The organism is Amycolatopsis sp. NPDC102389 (assembly GCF_044765885.1).
Lineage (GTDB): Bacteria > Actinomycetota > Actinomycetes > Mycobacteriales > Pseudonocardiaceae > Amycolatopsis.
The window spans coordinates 12166-29453 of sequence record NZ_JBIWKX010000001.1 but is presented as its reverse complement, the minus strand read 5'-3'; the positions used below and the strand labels follow the sequence as shown (position 1 = coordinate 29453).

The window sequence follows — 17288 nt, the reverse complement described above, 5'->3', positions numbered from 1 at the left end:
CGTGGGGGCCGGCGTTCTGATCGCCGTGATAGTTGTCATCCTCCTGGTCTTGCTCTTCACGATCACCAGGTTGTTCAAAAAGGTGCCGCAGGGTAAGGCGCTGATCATCTCGAAGGTGCGCCGCGTCGACGTGACGTTCACCGGCGCGATCGTCCTTCCGGTGCTGCACAAGGCCGAGATCATGGACACCTCGGTCAAGGCCATGGAGATCACCCGGACCGGCCGCGAGGGTCTGATCTGCCGGGACAACATCCGCGCCGACATCCGGATCTCGTTCTTCGTGCGGGTCAACAAGACCGTCGAGGACGTGATCAAGGTCGCGCAGGCCATCGGCACCGAACGCGCGAGCCACGAGGCGACGCTGCAGGAACTGTTCAACGCCAAGTTCTCCGAGGCGTTGAAGACCGTCGGCAAGCAGCTGGACTTCGTGGATCTCTACACCAAACGCCACGAATTCCGCGATCAGATCATCCGCGTCATCGGCACCGACCTCAACGGGTACAGCCTCGAGGACGCGGCCATCGACTACCTCGAGCAGACGCCGATGGCGCAGCTCGACTCCGCGAACATCCTCGACGCGCAGGGTATCCGCAAGATCACCGAGCTGACCGCGATCGAGCACGTGCGCACCAACGAGTTCCGGCGCAGCGAGGAAAAAGAGATCACCCGCCAGAACGTGGACGCCCGCGAGGCCATCCTCGAACTGGAGCGGCGGCAGGCCGACGCGGAGATCAAGCAGAACCGCGAAGTCGAGACCATGCGGGCGCGTGAAGAGGCCGAGATCGCCAAGGTGCAGGCGGAGGAGCGGCTCAAGTCGCAGGCCGCGCAGCTGCGCACGGACGAGCAGCTCGGCGTCCAGCACCAGAACCAGCAGCGTGAGATCGAGGTCGCGGGCAAGAACCGCGAACGCGTGATCGCCATCGAGAGCGAGCGCATCGAGAAGGACCGCCTGCTCGAGGTCATCGGCCGCGAACGCGAGACCGAGCTGTCCCGGATCGCCAAGGACAAGGAAGTCGAGACCGAGAAGCGGTCCATCGCCGAGGTCGTCCGCGAGCGGATCGCGGTCGAGAAGACCGTGGCGGAGCAGGAAGAGAACATCAAGAAGCTCCGCGTCGTCGAAGAGGCGGAGCGGCAGCGCTCGGCGATCATCATCCGGGCCGAGGCGGAGGCGCAGGAGAACCTCGTCAAGGACATCAAGGCCGCGGAAGCCGCCGAGGCCGCGTCGAAGCACAAGGCTCGCGAGGAACTGACCCTGGCCGAGGCACGTCAGCAGGCCGCCGAGCTGGACACCCGCGCGAAGATCCGCCTGGCCGAAGGCATCCAGGCCGAGGAGGCCGCCATCGGCCTGGCCGCGGCGCAGGTCAAGGAACGCGACGCCGACGCGCTGGAGAAGGTCGGCCGCGCCGAGGCGATCGTCGCCCGCGAGAAGGCGATCGTGCTCGCCGACGGGATGCGCGACAAGCTCAAGGGCGAGGCCGAAGGTCTCACCGAGAAGGCCGCCGCGATGGCCGCGCTCGACACCGCCAGCCGCCAGCACGAGGAGTACCGCCTGCGTCTGGAGGCCGAGAAGGAGATCCGGCTCGCGGCGCTCAACGTGCAGCGCGAGGTCGCCGAGGCGCAGGCCACGGTGCTGGGCATCGGGCTGGAGAAGGCCGACATCGACATCGTCGGCGGCGAGACGATGTTCTTCGAGAAGGTGATCGGCTCGATCGGGCTCGGCAAGAGCGTGGACGGGTTCGTCGAGCACTCGGACGTCGTCCAGACCCTCGGCAAGTCGTGGCTCGACGGTTCGGGCAGCTTCACCGACGACCTGACCAAGCTGGTCGGCTCGGTGAGCACGGAGGACGTGAAGAACCTGACGCTGTCGGCCTTCCTGGCCAAACAGCTGCAGGCGGGCGGACCGGACAGCGACAAGCTGCGTGAGCTGCTGTCGATGGCGCAGCGGCTCGGCCTCGCCGACACGTCTGTGGCCGCCCTCGCCCCCGCGAAGCAGTGACGACGACCGAGCCGGCGGCAGGAACGGAGCAGCTGGACGCGGGCACCTACGAGGTGCTCCGCGCCCGGCTCGCCGCCCAGGCCGCCGAACTGGCGAAACGCGCGGACGAGCTCAACACCGCGCGGCTCGGCGTCTTCGGCAGCGCGCAGCTCGCGCTGATCGGCACGGAGCGGATCCGCACCGCGAACAACTGCGTGCCGCGCGACGTCGTGTCGGTCGGCGGGCGGATGTTGTTCGGCTACAACGTCTTCATCGGGCTCAAGCCCGAGACGACGGTCGACGACGTCTTCTCGCTGCACGGCTTCAGCCATGACGAAGAAGCTTTTCGTTTCGACGACGTGCCCGCCGAAGAGCTGCCGGAGCTGTTGCGCGACGAGCGGTTCGTCCGCGATTTTGCGGAGCTGTACCGGTACTACCGGCAGGCGAAGCTGCTCCAGCTGCGGCGGGTCGAGGGCAAATTGCTCGCGGTGTTCCAGATCGGTCCGCGGATCGAGGACATCCGGGTGCTGCGCTGGGGTATCGCCGCCGACGGCAAGTTGTCCTATGTGGACAGCCGGGGCGAGCGTGACCACGTCTTCCCGCCGTCGCACGACTTCGAATGGATCGAGACCAGCCGCGAACAGCATGTCCTCGGGCGGCATCCGCATATCTCGATCGAGGACGAGGTGTTCGTCGAGACCGTCAGCGGCAACCTGACGATCAAGGTCGAGAACAACACCGAAACCGGTGAGGGCGTCTACTCCGAGCCGGTCGACGAGCCGTTGCAGAGCCTGGCCGACGCCGAGGTCTCCTACGCCAGGATCGGTCCGCTGATCCTGCTGCGAATGCTGCCGTACAAGGAGACCGAGTACCGGTACCTGGTGTTCAACACCCGCACCCGGAACGTGGTGCGCCTCGACGGGATCGGGCAGGCGTGCCAGCGGCTGCCCGAGGACCACGGGATCATCTTCCCCGGCGGCTACTACCTCGACACGGGTGTCAGCAAGACGTTCGACACCACTGTGGACGGTCTCGAATTCGAGCGCGTGATCCGCTCGCCCAACGGGGAGGACGTGCTCTACGTCTTCCACGCGCGGGCCGACGGACGCTCGCTCCTCCTGCCGTACAACGTGATCCGCAAAGAGGTCTCGAACCCGATCCCGTGCCACGGGTACTCGCTGTTCGACGACGGCACGATGGTGCTGTTCCGCGCGCTGTCCGACGAGCCGAGCCGCGTGCATCCGATGCAGGTGTGGCGGACGCCATTCCAATCGGATACGTACGCCGCGTCGCAGCCGGCCGGGACCGGGCCGCTGGAGCGGGTCGGCAACGCCGATCTGGTGCGCGGGATCTCCGACTGCCTCTCGATCGGCCGGATGGTCGAGGAGATGGCGCCGTCGGCGCCCGTGTTCGAGGCACTGATCGCCGCGTGCGCGCGGGTCTTCGACCACTACCACTGGCTCGGCGAGGCGGAGCTCGGCGATCTGCGGTCGCCGCTGTCGGACGTCCGGGTCACCGCGGAGCAGGTCCTCGACGAATTCGAGACGGTCACCGCGCTCACCACGCAGGCGGCCGAGGCCGTCGAAGAGGCGGCCGCGGAGACCGCGTCGCTCGTGCGGAAGGTGCGCGGCGAGGCGCTGAACGCGGCCGACGCGTGGGTGCGCCGGCTCGCCGAAATGCACCGCGCGCGAGGACATCTCGTCACCGTGCGGGAGCTGCGCTATGTCGACACCGACCGCGTGGACAAGCTGATCGCCGACCTCGACACGGAATTCGGCGAGGCCGCGCAGCGCGCCGTCCGGTTCCTGCAGGGCGAGGACGCGTTCACGAGCTACCACGCCGAGGTCGACGGCCTCATCGAGGCGGCGGGCGCGATTTCCACCGTCGCCGAAGCGGTTCCGGTCGCCGAACAGCTGGACGAGCAGTCCGGCGGGCTCGAGGTCCTCACCGACGTCGTCGGCGGGCTGGAGATCGCGGACGCCGTGGTGCGGACGAAGATCCTCGAACGCGTCGGCGAGGTCATCGGCGCGGTCAACCGGGCACGGGCCACCCTCGAAGCGCGGCGCAAGGAACTGCTGGAGACCGAGGGCCGGGCGGAGTTCGCCGCCGAGTTCGCGCTGCTCGCGCAGGCGATCACCGGCGGGCTCGCGGTCGCGGACACGCCGGACCGCTGTGACGAGCAGCTCGGCAGATTGCTGCTGCAGCTGGAAAACCTCGAATCGCGGTTCGGGGAATTCGACGACTTCCTGGCGTCGCTCGGTGAGAAGCGCACCGACGTCTACGAGGCGTTCTCCTCGCGCAAGCAGGCGCTGCTCGACGAGCGGGCGCGGCGCGCGGACCGGCTGGTCGATTCGGCCGAGCGGATCCTCACGAGTGTGACCAGGCGAGTCGGCACACTCGGCTCGGTCGACGAGATCAACACCTACTTCGCCTCCGACCCGATGGTCGCGAAGCTGCGCAGCGTCGTCGCCGAACTGCGCGACCTCGGCGACCAGGTGCGCGCCGAAGAACTGGAAGGCCGGGTCAAGGCCGCTCGCCAGGAGGCCGGGCGCGCGCTGCGCGACAGGCTGGACCTCTACGGCGAGGGCGGCGAGACGATTCGCCTGGGCCGCAACACCTTCGCGGTCAACACCCAGGACATCGACCTCACCCTGGTGCCGCACGACGGCGGGATGAAGTTCGCGATCACCGGGACCGACTACCGCTCGCCCGTGCGGGATCCCTCGTTCGAGGAGACGCGGCCGTATTGGGATCAGCTGCTGGTCTCGGAGTCGGCCGAGGTCTACCGCGCCGAGTATCTGGCGACGTCGATCCTGGCCGAGCAACCGGACCTGCAGGACGGCGATCTGCTGGAGGTCGTCCGGCGCGTCGCGGGGAACCGCTACGACGAAGGCTACGCGCGCGGCGTGCACGATCACGACGCCGCCGCGATCCTGTCGGCGTTGCTGCGCCTGCGTTCCGCCGCCGGGTTGCTGCGCTATCCGCCCGCCGCAAGGGCTGCCGCCCAGCTGTTCTGGGCGTTCGGCGCCGAGGAGGCGGCGAAGTCCGCGTGGACGACGCGCGCCGCTTCGCTCTCGCGGGTGCGGGAAGCGTTCGGGCACACCACGGCGATCGACGCGCTGGCGCGGGAATTGACCGAGGCGATGACCGCCTTCGCGACGTCGTCCGGGCTGGCGCTGGACCTCGAACTCGCCGGCGAGTACCTGTTCGAGGAACTGGCCGACGCGTCGCCGGGATTCGTCACCAGCGGTGGCGCGCGGACGCTCCTCGACAAGTTCCGGCTGGACCGCCGGAGCTTCGCCGAAGACCTGCGCGCGCTCGAAGATCTCGCGGATCGTCATCAGCTCGCAGCGGCTTGGCTGTCGTCCTTTGTGGACTCGGTCGGTCTTTCTCATGACGAACTCGCGGAAGCCGTCGCGATCGAACTGGCCGACCTGCCCCGCTACGATTCCTCGGCGGAGCTTTCGGCCACTGTGGACGGTCTGCTGGGCTCGCATCCGCGAATCGTCAACCGGTCACTGACCCTGCGGCTCGACGAGACGCTCGCCAGGACGCTCCGGTTCCGGCGAGACCGAGTCCCCGGTTTCCGTGCGTACCAACGGTTGCGCAACGAGCTGGTGGCGGCGGAGCGCGACAGGCTGCGGCTGAGCGAGTACAAGCCGAAGGTGATGAGCGCCTTCGTACGCAACAGGTTGCTCGACGAGGTCTACTTGCCGCTTATCGGTGACAACCTCGCGAAACAGCTCGGCGCGACGGGCGACGCGCGGCGGACCGATCAGTCCGGTCTGCTGCTGCTCATCTCGCCGCCCGGCTACGGCAAGACGACGCTCATGGAGTACGTCGCGAGCCGTCTCGGGCTGGTGTTCGTGAAGGTGAACGGCCCGGCGCTCGGACACGAGGTCACGTCGGTGGATCCGGCGGACGCGCCCAACGCGACGGCGCGGCAAGAGGTCGAGAAGATCTCGTTCGCGCTGGAGCAGGGCAACAACGTGCTGTTGTATCTGGACGACATCCAGCACACGTCGCCGGAACTGCTGCAGAAGTTCATCTCGCTGTGCGACGCGCAACGGCGGATGGAAGGCGTCTGGGAAGGCCGGACGCGGACGTATGACCTGCGCGGCAAGCGTTTCGCGGTCTGCATGGCCGGAAACCCGTACACCGAGCAGGGCAAGCGGTTCCGGATCCCGGACATGCTCGCCAACCGCGCGGACGTGTGGAACCTCGGCGATGTGCTGTCGGGCAAGGAAGAGCTGTTCGCGCTGAGCTACATCGAGAACTCGCTCACTGCGAACACCGTCCTGGCCCCACTTGTCTCGCGCGAACGGTCCGATGTGGACGTTCTGGTGCGGCTGGCCCGCGGCGATGGTTCGGTGCGGGCGGACCAGCTGAAGCACGCGTACTCGGCGACCGAACTGGAACAGATCCTCGCCGTGCTGCGAAAACTGATCAAGGTGCAGCGGATCATCCTGACGAACAACCAGGCCTACATCGCTTCGGCGGCGCAGGCGGACGCGTCCCGGGTCGAACCGCCGTTCCAACTGCAAGGCTCGTACCGCAACATGAACAAACTCGCCGGGCGGATCGTACCCGCGATGAACGACGCCGAACTGGAAGCGCTGATCGACGACCACTACGCCGGCGAAGCGCAGACCCTGACTTCGGGCGCCGAAGCCAACCTGCTCAAGCTGGCCGAACTCCGCGGGCGGCTCAGCGCTTCGCAGGCGCAGCGATGGGAGGACGTGAAGGCCGCTTACCTGCGCGCGCAGGCACTGGGCGGGGACGACGAAGACCCGATGAGCCGCGCGGTCGGCGCGGTGGGTTTGCTGGCGGACCGGGTCGGGGCGGTCGAAGCGGCCATTGAGCGCGCTTCGGAACGGCTGGTCGTACGGGATGTGATGTAGGGCTTTCCCGGTGGCCGGTTTTCGGTTGCCGGGAAGGCTTTTGGTGGGTGCTGTTGCCGGGCTTCGGCTCTGTTGCCGGATATCGGCGATGTCGTTTGGTGGTCTGCCGGGATTGTCGTTGCCGAATTTTGGCTAGCCGGTGGTCTTCCATCGAGTTGTGGTTGCCGGGAATCGGCGGCACCACACTGCGGCCTTGACCGGCAGTTCTCCGTCGTGTCCTCATTACCGAAAATCGGTAATGCGGTATGGCGTCCGCAGGGTCGGGTTTTGTCGGTGGTGGGTCGTATGTTCGTGGGGTGGATACTCATTCCGCGCCTGTGGCGCTTCTGGAAAGCCTCACCGATCCCGAGGTGCTGGCAGCGGTGAACGATGCCGCGAATCTGTTGGACGACAAGGATTCCGTCGCGCTCGCGCAGGCCGCGACAGTGGGGATCGCGCGGTTGGAGGCGGTCCGGTTCCGGGCGCTGGCGCAGTTGAACCGGCACCGTGACGGTGCCCGTAGCGTGACGCAGGAGGTCGCGTTCGCGTTGTCGGTGGGGGATCATCACGCGGGTGCGTTGGTCGCCGCCGCCGACGCGCTCACCGCCCGTCTGCCCCGCACCCTGGGCTTGATGGACCACGGGGAGCTGGCTGGTTTCAGTGCGATGAAGGTCGCGGCGGCCACGGTGTGGCTTTCCGACGAGGACGCCCGCACCGTCGACACACTGCTGGAAGACCGGATCCCGGGGAAGAACCCGGACCAGGTCCGGAAAGCCGCCAACCACGCCGCGAACACCGTCGACCCTGACGGTGCCGACGCCCGCACCGAACGTCATCGTGAGGGCCGTCGTCTCACCGTGCGCCAGGGTGAGTCAGGGGTCGCGTCGATCGAGGTGGAGGACGGGCCGGTGGAGAAGGTGACCGCCGCCTACCAACGCATCGACCGCCAAGCACGAGCCCTCAACACCAAGGACGAACCCCGCACCCTGGAACAGCTACGCGCGGACGTCGCGCTCGATCTGCTGCTCGGCGGCCACGGCAGCAGCGGTGAACGCAGCGAGGTGTTCCTCTATATGGATCTGTTCACCTACCTCGGCCTGAACAACGATCCCGCCGAGCTGGCCGGGCACGGGAGCATTCCCGCCGTGTTGGCCCGGCATATCGCCACCAGCCCGGACAGTGTGTTGCGGCGGATCGTCACCGACCCGCTGTCTGGGCAGGTGCTGGATCTCGGCCGGGACCGGTACCGGCCGACAGCTGGGTTGGGCGAGTTTGTGCGGGTGCGGGACCGGGAATGCCGAAGACCCGGCTGCCACCGCCCCGCCCAGGCCTGCGACCTCGACCATGCGCTGCCCTGGCAACACGGCGGCCACACCGCCGACACCGAACTCCTCGACCTCTGCCGCCGTGACCACCGCCTGAAAGACGAACCCGGCTGGACCTACCACCTCACCCCCAACGGCACCCTCACCATCACCACCCCCACCGGACAGACCTACGACAGCCCGCCTCCACCACTCCACGAACCCCGACCACCAGCCAACGAACCGCCACCGTTCTGAACCCATCGCCGAAAAACGGCAATATCTGAGTGCGGGAGTTCCCCCGAAGCGCGGGGGATTGCCGTGGTACGCCCGCCGCATCGCCGAAATACGGCGACGACCCGTTCAGACACCGGGCGGTTCGGCAGCTTTGCACCCAGCGGCTTGGCCGGAAAACGGCAACAGCGCACCTCGTCCGGGGAAGGCGGCCCTCGCCAGAAAACGGCCACCGACCATCCAGCCCACCCCCAGAACCCCCCGATACCTCAGGCCGACGACCCGGACGCCGCAGACGACCCCAAAGCAGCCAACTGCCCCGCAGTGAGCCGTTCCACCAACGGAACCGCCCGATACTCCCCACCGGAAGAAACCACCCGGACCGGACCGGCGATATGCGGATGCTCCTCCACCACCCGTAGCGCGGTCGCGACCCGCTCGGAGGGCCAGCCCAGCGCGTCCGCGAGAGCCGAAACGCCCAGCGGGCGGCCGGCGTGGAGGAGTGCGGCGAGTGCGGTCAGCGCGTCTGCGGCGAACACCGCGACCCGGTCGTCCAGCATGATTTCGTTGATACGCGCGTGAAAACGGGAGAGGTCGTCCATGCGAGCCCCCGCGGGGGTCGACGTGCCGAGGACTTCGGCGCCTCGGCGCGAGACCCGCACCCACTCCAGGTTCGAGCGGATGCTTTCGTCCCATACCCGTTGCGGCATCTCCTCGTCGATGACGTAGCGCTCCCGCCGTCCGTCCCGTTCCCGTTTGAGCATCGCCTGTGCTTCGAGGTAGGCGACGGCGTTCGAGATCGAGGCCGGGCTGACCTGGAGCCGCCGGGCGAGTTCGGTGGCGCTGAGTACGCCGTTGTCGCTGACGGACAGGCAAGCTAGCAGCCGCGCGGTCATGCGGGGCAGTCCGGTCGCGACGATCATCTCGGCGAACTCGGTTTCGAAGGCGCGTACGGCTTCCGGGTCGCGTCCGTAGCCGTTCTCGACGGCGGGGGCGGCGCGTGGCCGGGGTTTGCGGCGGCGGGCGCGTTCTCCGGTCACCCGGTTCGCTTCTTCGGCGCGGTAGCCCGAGTGACCGCTGTTGCGTGCGACCTCGCGGCTGATCGTCGACGTCGGACGCCCGAGCCGCCGCGCGATCTCGGCGTAACCGAGGCCGTCCTTGAGCCAGGTCGCGATCAGCCGACGGTCCTCTGGGGTCAGTCTGCCGCCCGGCATGGGTGCCTCCTGTGCGTTCAGCCGCAGATCATTGCAACGAGCCGTTGCATTCACCGACACGGTAGTTGCAACGATTTCCGGAAATCTACCAGCTATAACGCCGAAAAGGCCAGTGCGTAGCTTTGAAGCAAATGTAAATGCAACGTAGCCTTTTGGCATCGCTGAAACTGGGAGGAACAGCCATGACCACCTCGGTCCCTCATCTCGCGGAACTGCCCCTGGAACGGCCGAAAGGCTGCCCGTTCGACCCGCCCGCCGAGCTCGGCACACTGCGCGACGAACACCCGCTCGTCCGGCTGACGTTCCCCGACGGGCACGAAGGCTGGCTCGCGACGGGCCACGCGATCGCCAGGGCGATCCTCGCGGATCCTCGGTTCAGCGCCCGCCAGGAGCTGCTGCACTCGCCGCTGCCGGGGGCGGCCGCGATGATGGAGATGCCGCCCGCGGCACCGGGAATGTTCATCAAGATGGACGACCCCGAGCACGGCCGCTACCGCAAACTGCTCACCGGCAAGTTCACCGTCCGCCGGATGCGGCTGCTCGGCGAGCGGGTCGAGCAGGTGACCACCGAGTACCTCGACGCGATGGAGCGGCAGGGAACGACGGCCGATCTGGTGACGGCCTTCGCGCAGCCCATTCCGGCGCTGATGATCTGTGAGCTGCTCGGCGTCCCCTACGAGGACCACGAGTTCTTCCGGCGCAACGTCATGCCGCTGAACCTGCCGGACGCTTCGGCCGAGGAGCAGGGGGCCGCCATCAACGCACTGGGGGAGTACCTCTACAAGCTCATCTTGGCGAAGCGGGCCGAGCCGACCGACGACATCCTCGGCGAGCTGGTCACCACGGAGCTCACCGACGAGGAGCTGACCAGCATCGCGTTCCTCTTACTGGGGGCTGGTCTGGACACCACGGCCAACATGCTGGCACTGGGCACTTTCGCGTTGCTGCAGAATCCGGACCAGCTCGCGGCCCTGCGCGAGGATCCGGAACTCATCGATGGCGCGATCGAGGAACTGCTGCGCTACCTGACCATCGCGCACACCGGCGCGCGTACGGCGCTCGAAGACGTCGAGATCGGCGGCCAACTCGTCAAGGCCGGGGAAGCGGTCGCGCTCTCGGCCCAGGCCGCCAACCGTGATCCGCTGAAGTTCCCGGAACCCGACCGGCTCGACCTCCGCCGGAACGCGGCCGGGCACGCCTCGTTCGGGCACGGGGTGCACCAATGCCTCGGCCAGCAGCTCGCGCGGGTGCAGATGAAGGTCGCCTTCACCGGCCTGCTCGCCAGGTTCCCGAAGCTGCGCTTGGCCGTTCCCGCCGACGAGATCCCGATGCGGACGGACTCCGACATCTACGGGGTGTACGCGCTCCCGGTGGCCTGGAGCTGATCGCGATGAGGCTCGAAGTGGACCGGGAACGCTGTGTGGGCGCCGGAATGTGCGTGCTGACCGCGCCAGAGGTGTTCGAACAGGACGAGGAAGACGGCCGGGTCCGGGTGCTGGACCACGATCCGGCCGACATCGGCGACGCCGTGCAGTCGTGCCCGGCGGCGGCGATCACGGCGCACGCTTAGGTGATCCGGCCAGGCCAGGGGGTGCCGGGCGGGCACCCCCTGGCGGCGGGGATCAGCCGATTTCCGCGAGGACCTTGCCCGCGTCGGCGCTCCGCACGGCGGTGCCGGCGTAGTTCTGCTGGACCCTGGCCTTCTCCTGGGCGTTGGGGTTCACGTTGGCGCAGCTGACGCCGCCGGTCGAGCCGGACATCAGCGACGAGCACGGCCCGGGCTTGACGTCGGGCAGGCCGAGGCTGTGGCCCAGTTCGTGCGACGCGATCCGGGTCTTGTTGTAGCCCTGCTGGACGGCCTGCCTGCCGTACCAGACGGTGACCGTGCCGCTCGGGCGGACGGGGCCGAGGGTGGCGCGCGGCCAGCCGTTGTCGGCGATGATCCGGATGTTGACCCGCTGCCCCGGCGTCGCCTTCACGAGGCGGACGTTGGTGACGTTGGTGTTCCAGACGTTGACGCCGGCGGCCACCGCGTCCTTGAATTCCGCGGCCTGGCTGTCGTCGTAGGTCAGGGTGGTCGCCATGATCTCGGCGGCACCCGCGGAGGGTGCCGAGAGCACCGAGATGGAGAGCGCGGCGCCGGTGAGCACCGCGGCGAAGGTACGTCGAAGCACGTTGAACTCCTCGCGTTTAAGGCGTGCTGATTTTCGGAGCAACGTCGACACTGGACCTGTCGAAGCGCTCGGGGTACCCGCCGATAGTCGTCTGTCGTTAACCATGATCTTGACGACTCCGGAAGACTGTGCCGTTATGACGACGGCGCGTTTCACCGGACACGAAGAACCGATCCTCGCGGTCGCGGTGAAGGGAAACCGGCTGGTCACCGGGGGTGCGGACCGGACCGTCCGGGTCTGGGACCTGGAGACCGGAGAGCAGCGATTCGCGCTCAGCGGCCACGATCGGCCGGTGCTGGCGGTGGGCATCTCGGGCAGGCACGTGGTCGGTTGCGATGGGGCGACGGTGCGGCGCTGGCTGATCGACGGCGCCGAGGCGTATCCCCCGGAGGTCCAGACCACCAAGCGGACCGTGGCCGTCGCGGTGGCGAAGGATTTCGTCGTGTCCGGCGCGGGGAGCACCGTCGAGGTCCGGCGGCTGGACGGCGTGACGGTACGCGGCCTGCGCACCGGCGGCCCGGAGATCGAATCGGTCGCGGTCACCCCGGACGGCCGGTTCGTCGTCGCCGGGGACGACGCCGGCGGCGTACGGCTGTGGAACGGGGAAGTCGTTTCCCACTACCGGTTCGGCGGCGCGGGTGCGATCCACGTGATCGCGATCTCGCCCGACGGGGAGCAGGTGCTGTCCGCCGACGGTGAGACGGTCCGGTTGTGGGGACGCAAGGGCGACCCCGCCCTCGTCTTCCCCGCGCATCCCGGGGTGGTGCGGGCGCTGGCCTTCGGCGCGGACGGCAAACTGGTGCTTTCCGGCGGTTCCGACGGCGAGGTGCGCGTCCGCGAGATCGACGACCCGCGGGAGTACACGCTCCTCAAGGGACATCAGGGGAACGTCCGGGCGATCGCCTGCACCGCGGGCAACGAGAAGATCGTCACGGTCGGGGACGACCGCACGATCCGGGTGTGGGACCGCTTCGGCAACCAGATCGACGGCACCGGTTTCGTCGAGCCCAAACCGGGCCGGGCGCGGCCGCGGATCACGCCCGACGTCGAAAGCCCGGTCGACCTCATCGGCTTCCACGACGACGTGCGCACGCTCGCCGCGGTCATCGCCGACCGCGAGACCAGCCCGCCGCTGTGCGTCGCGCTGCTGGGCCCTTGGGGTTCCGGCAAGTCGAGTTTCGTCCGGCAGGTGACGGATCGGGTGGCCGAACTGGCGCACCGGTCCCGCGGCGACGCCGCCACCAGCGTGTTCGCCGGGGAGATCCGGCAGATCCGGTTCAACGCCTGGCAGTACCACGACGACCATCTGTGGGTCGGGCTGGTGGACCACCTGTTCCGCAACCTCGGCGCGCCCGAGACCCATGCGGACGCCCGTGAGGTCCATGCCGAACGCGAAGAACTGCGGACCCGGCTCGCGGCACTGAAGGCCGTCAAGGCGGACTCCCCGCGCACTTGGCGCTGGCGGCTCCTGGTGTCCGGAGTGGACCGCGCCGAACGACGTCGGCGACGGTTCGCGGTCGCGGGATACGCGGTGTCGGGAGTGCTCGGGATCGCCGCGGCGATCACCGGCTGGGCCTTGTGGCACAACGCGATTCTCGCCGCCGCGGGTGCCGTCGTCGCGCTCGGCGCCGTGCTGACCCCGGCGCTCACCACGGCCAAAGCCGCCCTCGCACCAGTGAAGTCCACATTGGACAAGCTGCGACACGACGTCGACAAACGCGAGGAACGGTTCGAGACCGAGGTGCGGGAGACCGAAGAACGGCTCCGGCGGTTGGACGCGGCGGGCAGGCTGGGCGATCTGATCGAGGAGGCGAAGGCCGGAAGATACGGGGACTACCAAGGGGTTTTCGCCCGGGTCCGGGAGGATCTCGCGGGCTTGAGCGCCGATCTGGCCGACGCGCGGGAGCAATGGCTGCTGGCGGGCGGGAAGGGCAAGCCGCCGCTGGAACGGATCGTGCTCTACATCGACGACCTCGACCGCTGCCCGCCGTCGAAGGTGATCGAAGTGCTGGCCGCGGTCCACCTGTTGCTGGCGCTGCCCGCGTTCGTCGTGGTGGTGGCCGTCGACCCGAGGTGGTTGCGGCGCTGCCTCGACCAGCACCACGAAGAACTGTTCGGCGCGGGGGAGGCGCGCCGGGCGGAGTACCTCGACAAGATCTTCCAGATCGTGTTCACCTTGCGTCCCATGGGAAGCGCGGCGGACGAGCTGATCGACGCCCTGATGCCGATCGGGGAACGGGAACCGCGCAAGCCCGCGCACGAAGAATGGCCGGAGGACGAGAGCGGCCCCGAACGCGGTGAACCGGTGGAGGTCGTCGTCCAGGACACGGCCCCACCGACGTTCTACAACATGCGGCCGGATCGGTTGCGGCTCACCGAGGTCGAACGCGATTTCGTCCACGTGCTGCGGAAAAAGCTGAACACGCCGCGCGAGATCCGGAAGCTGGTCAACCTCTACCGGCTCGTCCGGATCGGAATCCCGGACGCGGAGCTGGAGGCGTTCGTCGGCGGTCCCTATCGCGCCGTGCTCGTCCTGCTGACCCTGCTGGTCGCCGATCCGGAGGCCGCGCGTTCGACGTTCATCGCGCTTTCCGCCGGGGAATCGTCGCGCGACGCCTTTCCACCTGAATGGCGGCTAGACGTCGAATCCTTCGATGATCTACAGGTTTACCGGAATTGGGTGGGCACTCTCGCCCGCTTCAGTTTCGAAACCTACGATCTGGTGACCGAGGAGACGGAACCGGGATCCACGTTGTAGCTACACTTGCCCGCTACGACGGCTAGGGGGCGGCGCATGCGGAGATCAGGCTGGCTTTCGCTCGTCTTCGGCGCGCTCGTCGGGACGCTGGTGATCGTTCTGCTCGCGGCCACGGTCACCGCGCCGTCGAACGCGGCCAGGACCGACTGTGTGCGGCTGGTCGTGAATTCCTCCACGGAGAAGGGCGACCTGATCGCCGAACTGGCCGGGCGGTACAACGACACCGGCCGGACGTTCGACAGCGGCCGGTGCGCGAAGGTCGAGGCGTACAAGAAGACCTCGGGCGCCGCGCTCGACCTCATCGCCGACGGCTGGAACGACATCGACGAACACCAGCCCGAGCCCCAGGCCTGGCTGCCGAGTTCCTCGCTTTGGCTCGATCTGCTGCGGCAGCGCGGGAAGGGCGAGCGGATCAAGACCGGGCCGAAGACCTCGCTCGCGACCAGCCCGATGGTGATCGCGATGCCGGAACCGATGGCCAAGGCGATGGGCTGGCCGGAGAAGACCCTCGGCTGGGGCGACGTGCTGGAAGTGAACCGGAACGGCGGCTGGGCCTCGAAAGGCGCGGAGTACGCCCAGTGGGGGAACTTCACGCTGGGCAAGGACAATCCGCGGCGGTCGACGTCCGGGCTCGCGGCGACCATCGCGACCTACTTCGCGGCGACGGGCGGCGATTACGGCAAGATCGGGACCGCGGAGACCGTGCAGTTCGTCCGCGGGATCGAGGCGTCGGTCGCCTACTACAGCGACGATTCGGTGGCCTTCCTGAAGACGCTGTACGAAGAGGACCGCAAGAAGCCCACGCCCTACATCAGCGCGATGGCGATGCAGGAGCAGATGGTCTACCTCTACAACCGCGGCGTGCCGACCGGGGATCCGGCGCAGCTGAACCGGAATCCCGTCGCGCCGCTGCGGCCGCTGGTCGCGGTGCACCCCAAGGAAGGGACGATGCTGATCGACCACCCCTTCCTGACCACCGCGAGCGCGTCGCCGGAGCAGCAGGCCGCGGCCGAGGACTTCTACGACTTCCTCCTGGAGGCCGGCCAGCAGAACCGCTTCCGCGATCTCGGGTTCCGCGACCCCGACGGCAACGGGAACCCGGAGCTGGCCAGGATCGTGGGCACGCAGGGCACCCAGGAGAGCCCGAAGATCGGCGTCCCCAGCGGCGAACAGATCCAGAAGATGCTGGACGGCTGGGAGTACACGCAGCGGCGCGGCCGGATCCTGCTGGTGCTGGATATGTCCGGTTCGATGAACGAACCGTTCGACAAGAACCGCAAGGACAAGCCGTACTCCGACAGCCGGATCTCCTTGCTGAAAACCAAGATCCGGACACAGCTCGAATACCTGCATCCCGAAGACGAGGTCGGGCTGTGGACGTTCTCGGACGGGTATGAGGAGAAGATGCCGATCGGCAAGGTCAAGAACGTCCGCGGCCCGATGCTTCAGCTGATCGAGAACCTGACCCCGAAAGGGGATACGGCGCTGTACCAGACCGTGATGGCGGCCAACGACAAGATGCGGCGCGAGTTCGATCCGAACCTCATCAACGCCATCCTCTTCCTGACCGACGGCGAGAACACCGAAGCCGGGACCAAGGAGCAAGTGCTGCAGAACGTCGACGCCGAGAGGCTGGACAACTCCGTCCGGATCTTCACCATGGCCTACGGCGCGCAGGCCGACAGCCGCGTCCTCGACGAGATCGCGCAGAAGTCCAAGGCCCGCAGCTACCAGGCCGTCGACCCGAACGGCATCGACAAGATGTTCGTCAACGTCTTCAGCAACTTCTGACATGGCCGAGCACGACAACCGGCCGTTCCACGTCGTCGCGGTGATGCTCGGCCTGATCGCCGGGCTGATCGGTCGCGCGGTGACCTATCCGCATCCGCAGGCCTGGCTCTTCGGCGGCGTCGCCGTCTTGGCCGTCCTGGTTCCGGCCGAGACCGCGTTCTTCGTCTTGAACGGCAAGCGATCGAGGCCGGCGCGAGTGGCCCGGACGCCCGAGCCCGCCGCCGCTTACGACCACTACAGCCTGCTCGGGAGGGCGCTGACGGCCATCGAAACGGTGCGACCGGGCGAAACGGAGCTCTCGAGTGTCTTCCGGCAGGCGGTGGCGAGACTCGAAAACCGCAAGGGCCGGAACACTCCCGAAATCGTCGAACTCCGGGTGACGGTGAAGCAGACAACCGAGAAGCTGGAGCGACACGCGCGGGACGAGAACCCTGATCCGGTGATGCTCGTCGAGCGGATGAGGTTGTACCGGGAAACCCTCGAAGACGCTCTCGCGGCGGTCGAACCGGGTTGAGTGTTCGGTGCCGAACAGACTACGGCCGTGCGTCATGCTGATCTGACAGCATGCCGTTGATCGGGCGCCGGGTTGTCGAGGGCGTGGAACATGTGGTCGTGCCGGTGGAGCACCGGTTCAGCCTGGAGGAGGCCGTGCTGGCGGTGATGGCCGCCAAGAGCACCGTGCGGCCCGCTCCGGGAATCAAGGTCGCTCCGCTGAAGGTGTCGGAGGTACGGTCAGCGCTGCTCTATGCGGCGAAGCACGCCGATAGGCGACACCAGATCGTGGACAGCTATTTCGTCGAGGCCGAAGACGGACCGTTGCACCGGTTGGCCGAGTGGATCAGATCGGAACTGGTCCGGCTGGGCATCTTCACCACCCACGACGGTTCCGCCGCTGGATCGGGTGGCCGGCTCGGTTACTCTCCGCGATAGGTGTTCACGACTGCCTGGGAGGGTGTTT

The 17288-nt window shown here is 67.8% G+C and carries 11 protein-coding genes; 9 read left to right on the top strand and 2 right to left on the bottom strand.

The genetic code is table 11. The features are described 5' to 3' along the window. Positions 1–49 precede the first annotated feature (49 nt). The 3 genes from ACIRGA_RS00110 to ACIRGA_RS00100 all read left to right on the top strand — a co-directional run bounded on the left by ACIRGA_RS00110 (position 50) and on the right by ACIRGA_RS00100 (position 8417). Positions 50–1996: a flotillin family protein gene (locus tag ACIRGA_RS00110; RefSeq protein WP_400935007.1), complete on the top strand. Its 1947-nt coding sequence runs from the start codon at positions 50–52 to the stop codon at positions 1994–1996. Continuing rightward, on the top strand, positions 1993–6876 hold the full coding sequence (locus ACIRGA_RS00105) for a DNA repair ATPase (protein ID WP_400935004.1): 4884 nt from the start codon (positions 1993–1995) through the stop codon (positions 6874–6876). Before ACIRGA_RS00110 ends, ACIRGA_RS00105 begins: the two co-directional genes overlap by 4 nt. Before the next feature lie 317 nt (positions 6877–7193). Next, positions 7194–8417, top strand: a complete 1224-nt coding sequence (locus ACIRGA_RS00100; RefSeq protein WP_400935659.1) for a DUF222 domain-containing protein — start codon at positions 7194–7196, stop codon at positions 8415–8417. Positions 8418–8662: 245 nt separating this feature from the next. On the opposite strand, the gene ACIRGA_RS00095 is transcribed toward ACIRGA_RS00100, so the two are convergent. Then, positions 8663–9607, bottom strand: a complete 945-nt coding sequence (locus tag ACIRGA_RS00095; protein ID WP_400935001.1) for a helix-turn-helix domain-containing protein — start codon at positions 9605–9607, stop codon at positions 8663–8665. A gap of 182 nt (positions 9608–9789) precedes the next feature. On the opposite strand from ACIRGA_RS00095, the gene ACIRGA_RS00090 reads away from it, so the two are divergent. After that, positions 9790–10992, top strand: coding sequence for a cytochrome P450 (locus ACIRGA_RS00090; protein WP_400934998.1), 1203 nt, complete (start codon positions 9790–9792; stop codon positions 10990–10992). A gap of 5 nt (positions 10993–10997) precedes the next feature. Next, positions 10998–11177: a ferredoxin gene (locus ACIRGA_RS00085; RefSeq protein ID WP_400934995.1), complete on the top strand. Its 180-nt coding sequence runs from the start codon at positions 10998–11000 to the stop codon at positions 11175–11177. A gap of 52 nt (positions 11178–11229) precedes the next feature. Here ACIRGA_RS00085 and ACIRGA_RS00080 read toward each other — a convergent pair whose 3' ends face one another. Then, positions 11230–11781 carry a snapalysin family zinc-dependent metalloprotease gene (locus ACIRGA_RS00080; RefSeq protein WP_400934992.1) on the bottom strand — a complete coding sequence of 184 codons (552 nt, stop codon included), beginning with the start codon at positions 11779–11781 and terminating at the stop codon, positions 11230–11232. Between the two features lie 136 nt (positions 11782–11917). Between ACIRGA_RS00080 and ACIRGA_RS00075 the strand changes: the two genes are divergently transcribed. The 4 genes from ACIRGA_RS00075 to ACIRGA_RS00060 are packed head-to-tail and all read left to right on the top strand — an operon-like array spanning position 11918 to position 17260. Beyond that, a complete protein-coding gene (locus ACIRGA_RS00075) occupies positions 11918–14539 on the top strand; it encodes a P-loop NTPase fold protein (RefSeq protein WP_400934989.1) in 2622 nt (873 codons plus the stop codon). Between the two features lie 36 nt (positions 14540–14575). Next, a complete protein-coding gene (locus ACIRGA_RS00070) occupies positions 14576–16330 on the top strand; it encodes a substrate-binding domain-containing protein (RefSeq protein WP_400934986.1) in 1755 nt (584 codons plus the stop codon). 1 nt (position 16331) lies between these two features. Then, a complete protein-coding gene (locus ACIRGA_RS00065; protein WP_400934984.1) occupies positions 16332–16844 on the top strand; it encodes a hypothetical protein in 513 nt (170 codons plus the stop codon). A 50-nt stretch (positions 16845–16894) separates the two neighbouring features. Further along, a complete protein-coding gene (locus tag ACIRGA_RS00060; RefSeq protein ID WP_016331763.1) occupies positions 16895–17260 on the top strand; it encodes a hypothetical protein in 366 nt (121 codons plus the stop codon). Positions 17261–17288: the final 28 nt, after the last annotated feature.

Excerpts from the sequence above, each read along its gene's own strand:
- ACIRGA_RS00095 (WP_400935001.1), bottom strand. The coding sequence starts at position 9,607 with ATGCCGGGCGGCAGACTGACCCCAGAGGACCGTCGGCTGATCGCGACC.
- ACIRGA_RS00090 (WP_400934998.1), top strand. The coding sequence starts at position 9,790 with ATGACCACCTCGGTCCCTCATCTCGCGGAACTGCCCCTGGAACGGCCG.
- ACIRGA_RS00085 (WP_400934995.1), top strand. The coding sequence starts at position 10,998 with ATGAGGCTCGAAGTGGACCGGGAACGCTGTGTGGGCGCCGGAATGTGC.
- ACIRGA_RS00075 (WP_400934989.1), top strand. The coding sequence starts at position 11,918 with ATGACGACGGCGCGTTTCACCGGACACGAAGAACCGATCCTCGCGGTC.
- ACIRGA_RS00070 (WP_400934986.1), top strand. The coding sequence starts at position 14,576 with ATGCGGAGATCAGGCTGGCTTTCGCTCGTCTTCGGCGCGCTCGTCGGG.
- ACIRGA_RS00065 (WP_400934984.1), top strand. The coding sequence starts at position 16,332 with ATGGCCGAGCACGACAACCGGCCGTTCCACGTCGTCGCGGTGATGCTC.
- ACIRGA_RS00060 (WP_016331763.1), top strand. The coding sequence starts at position 16,895 with ATGCCGTTGATCGGGCGCCGGGTTGTCGAGGGCGTGGAACATGTGGTC.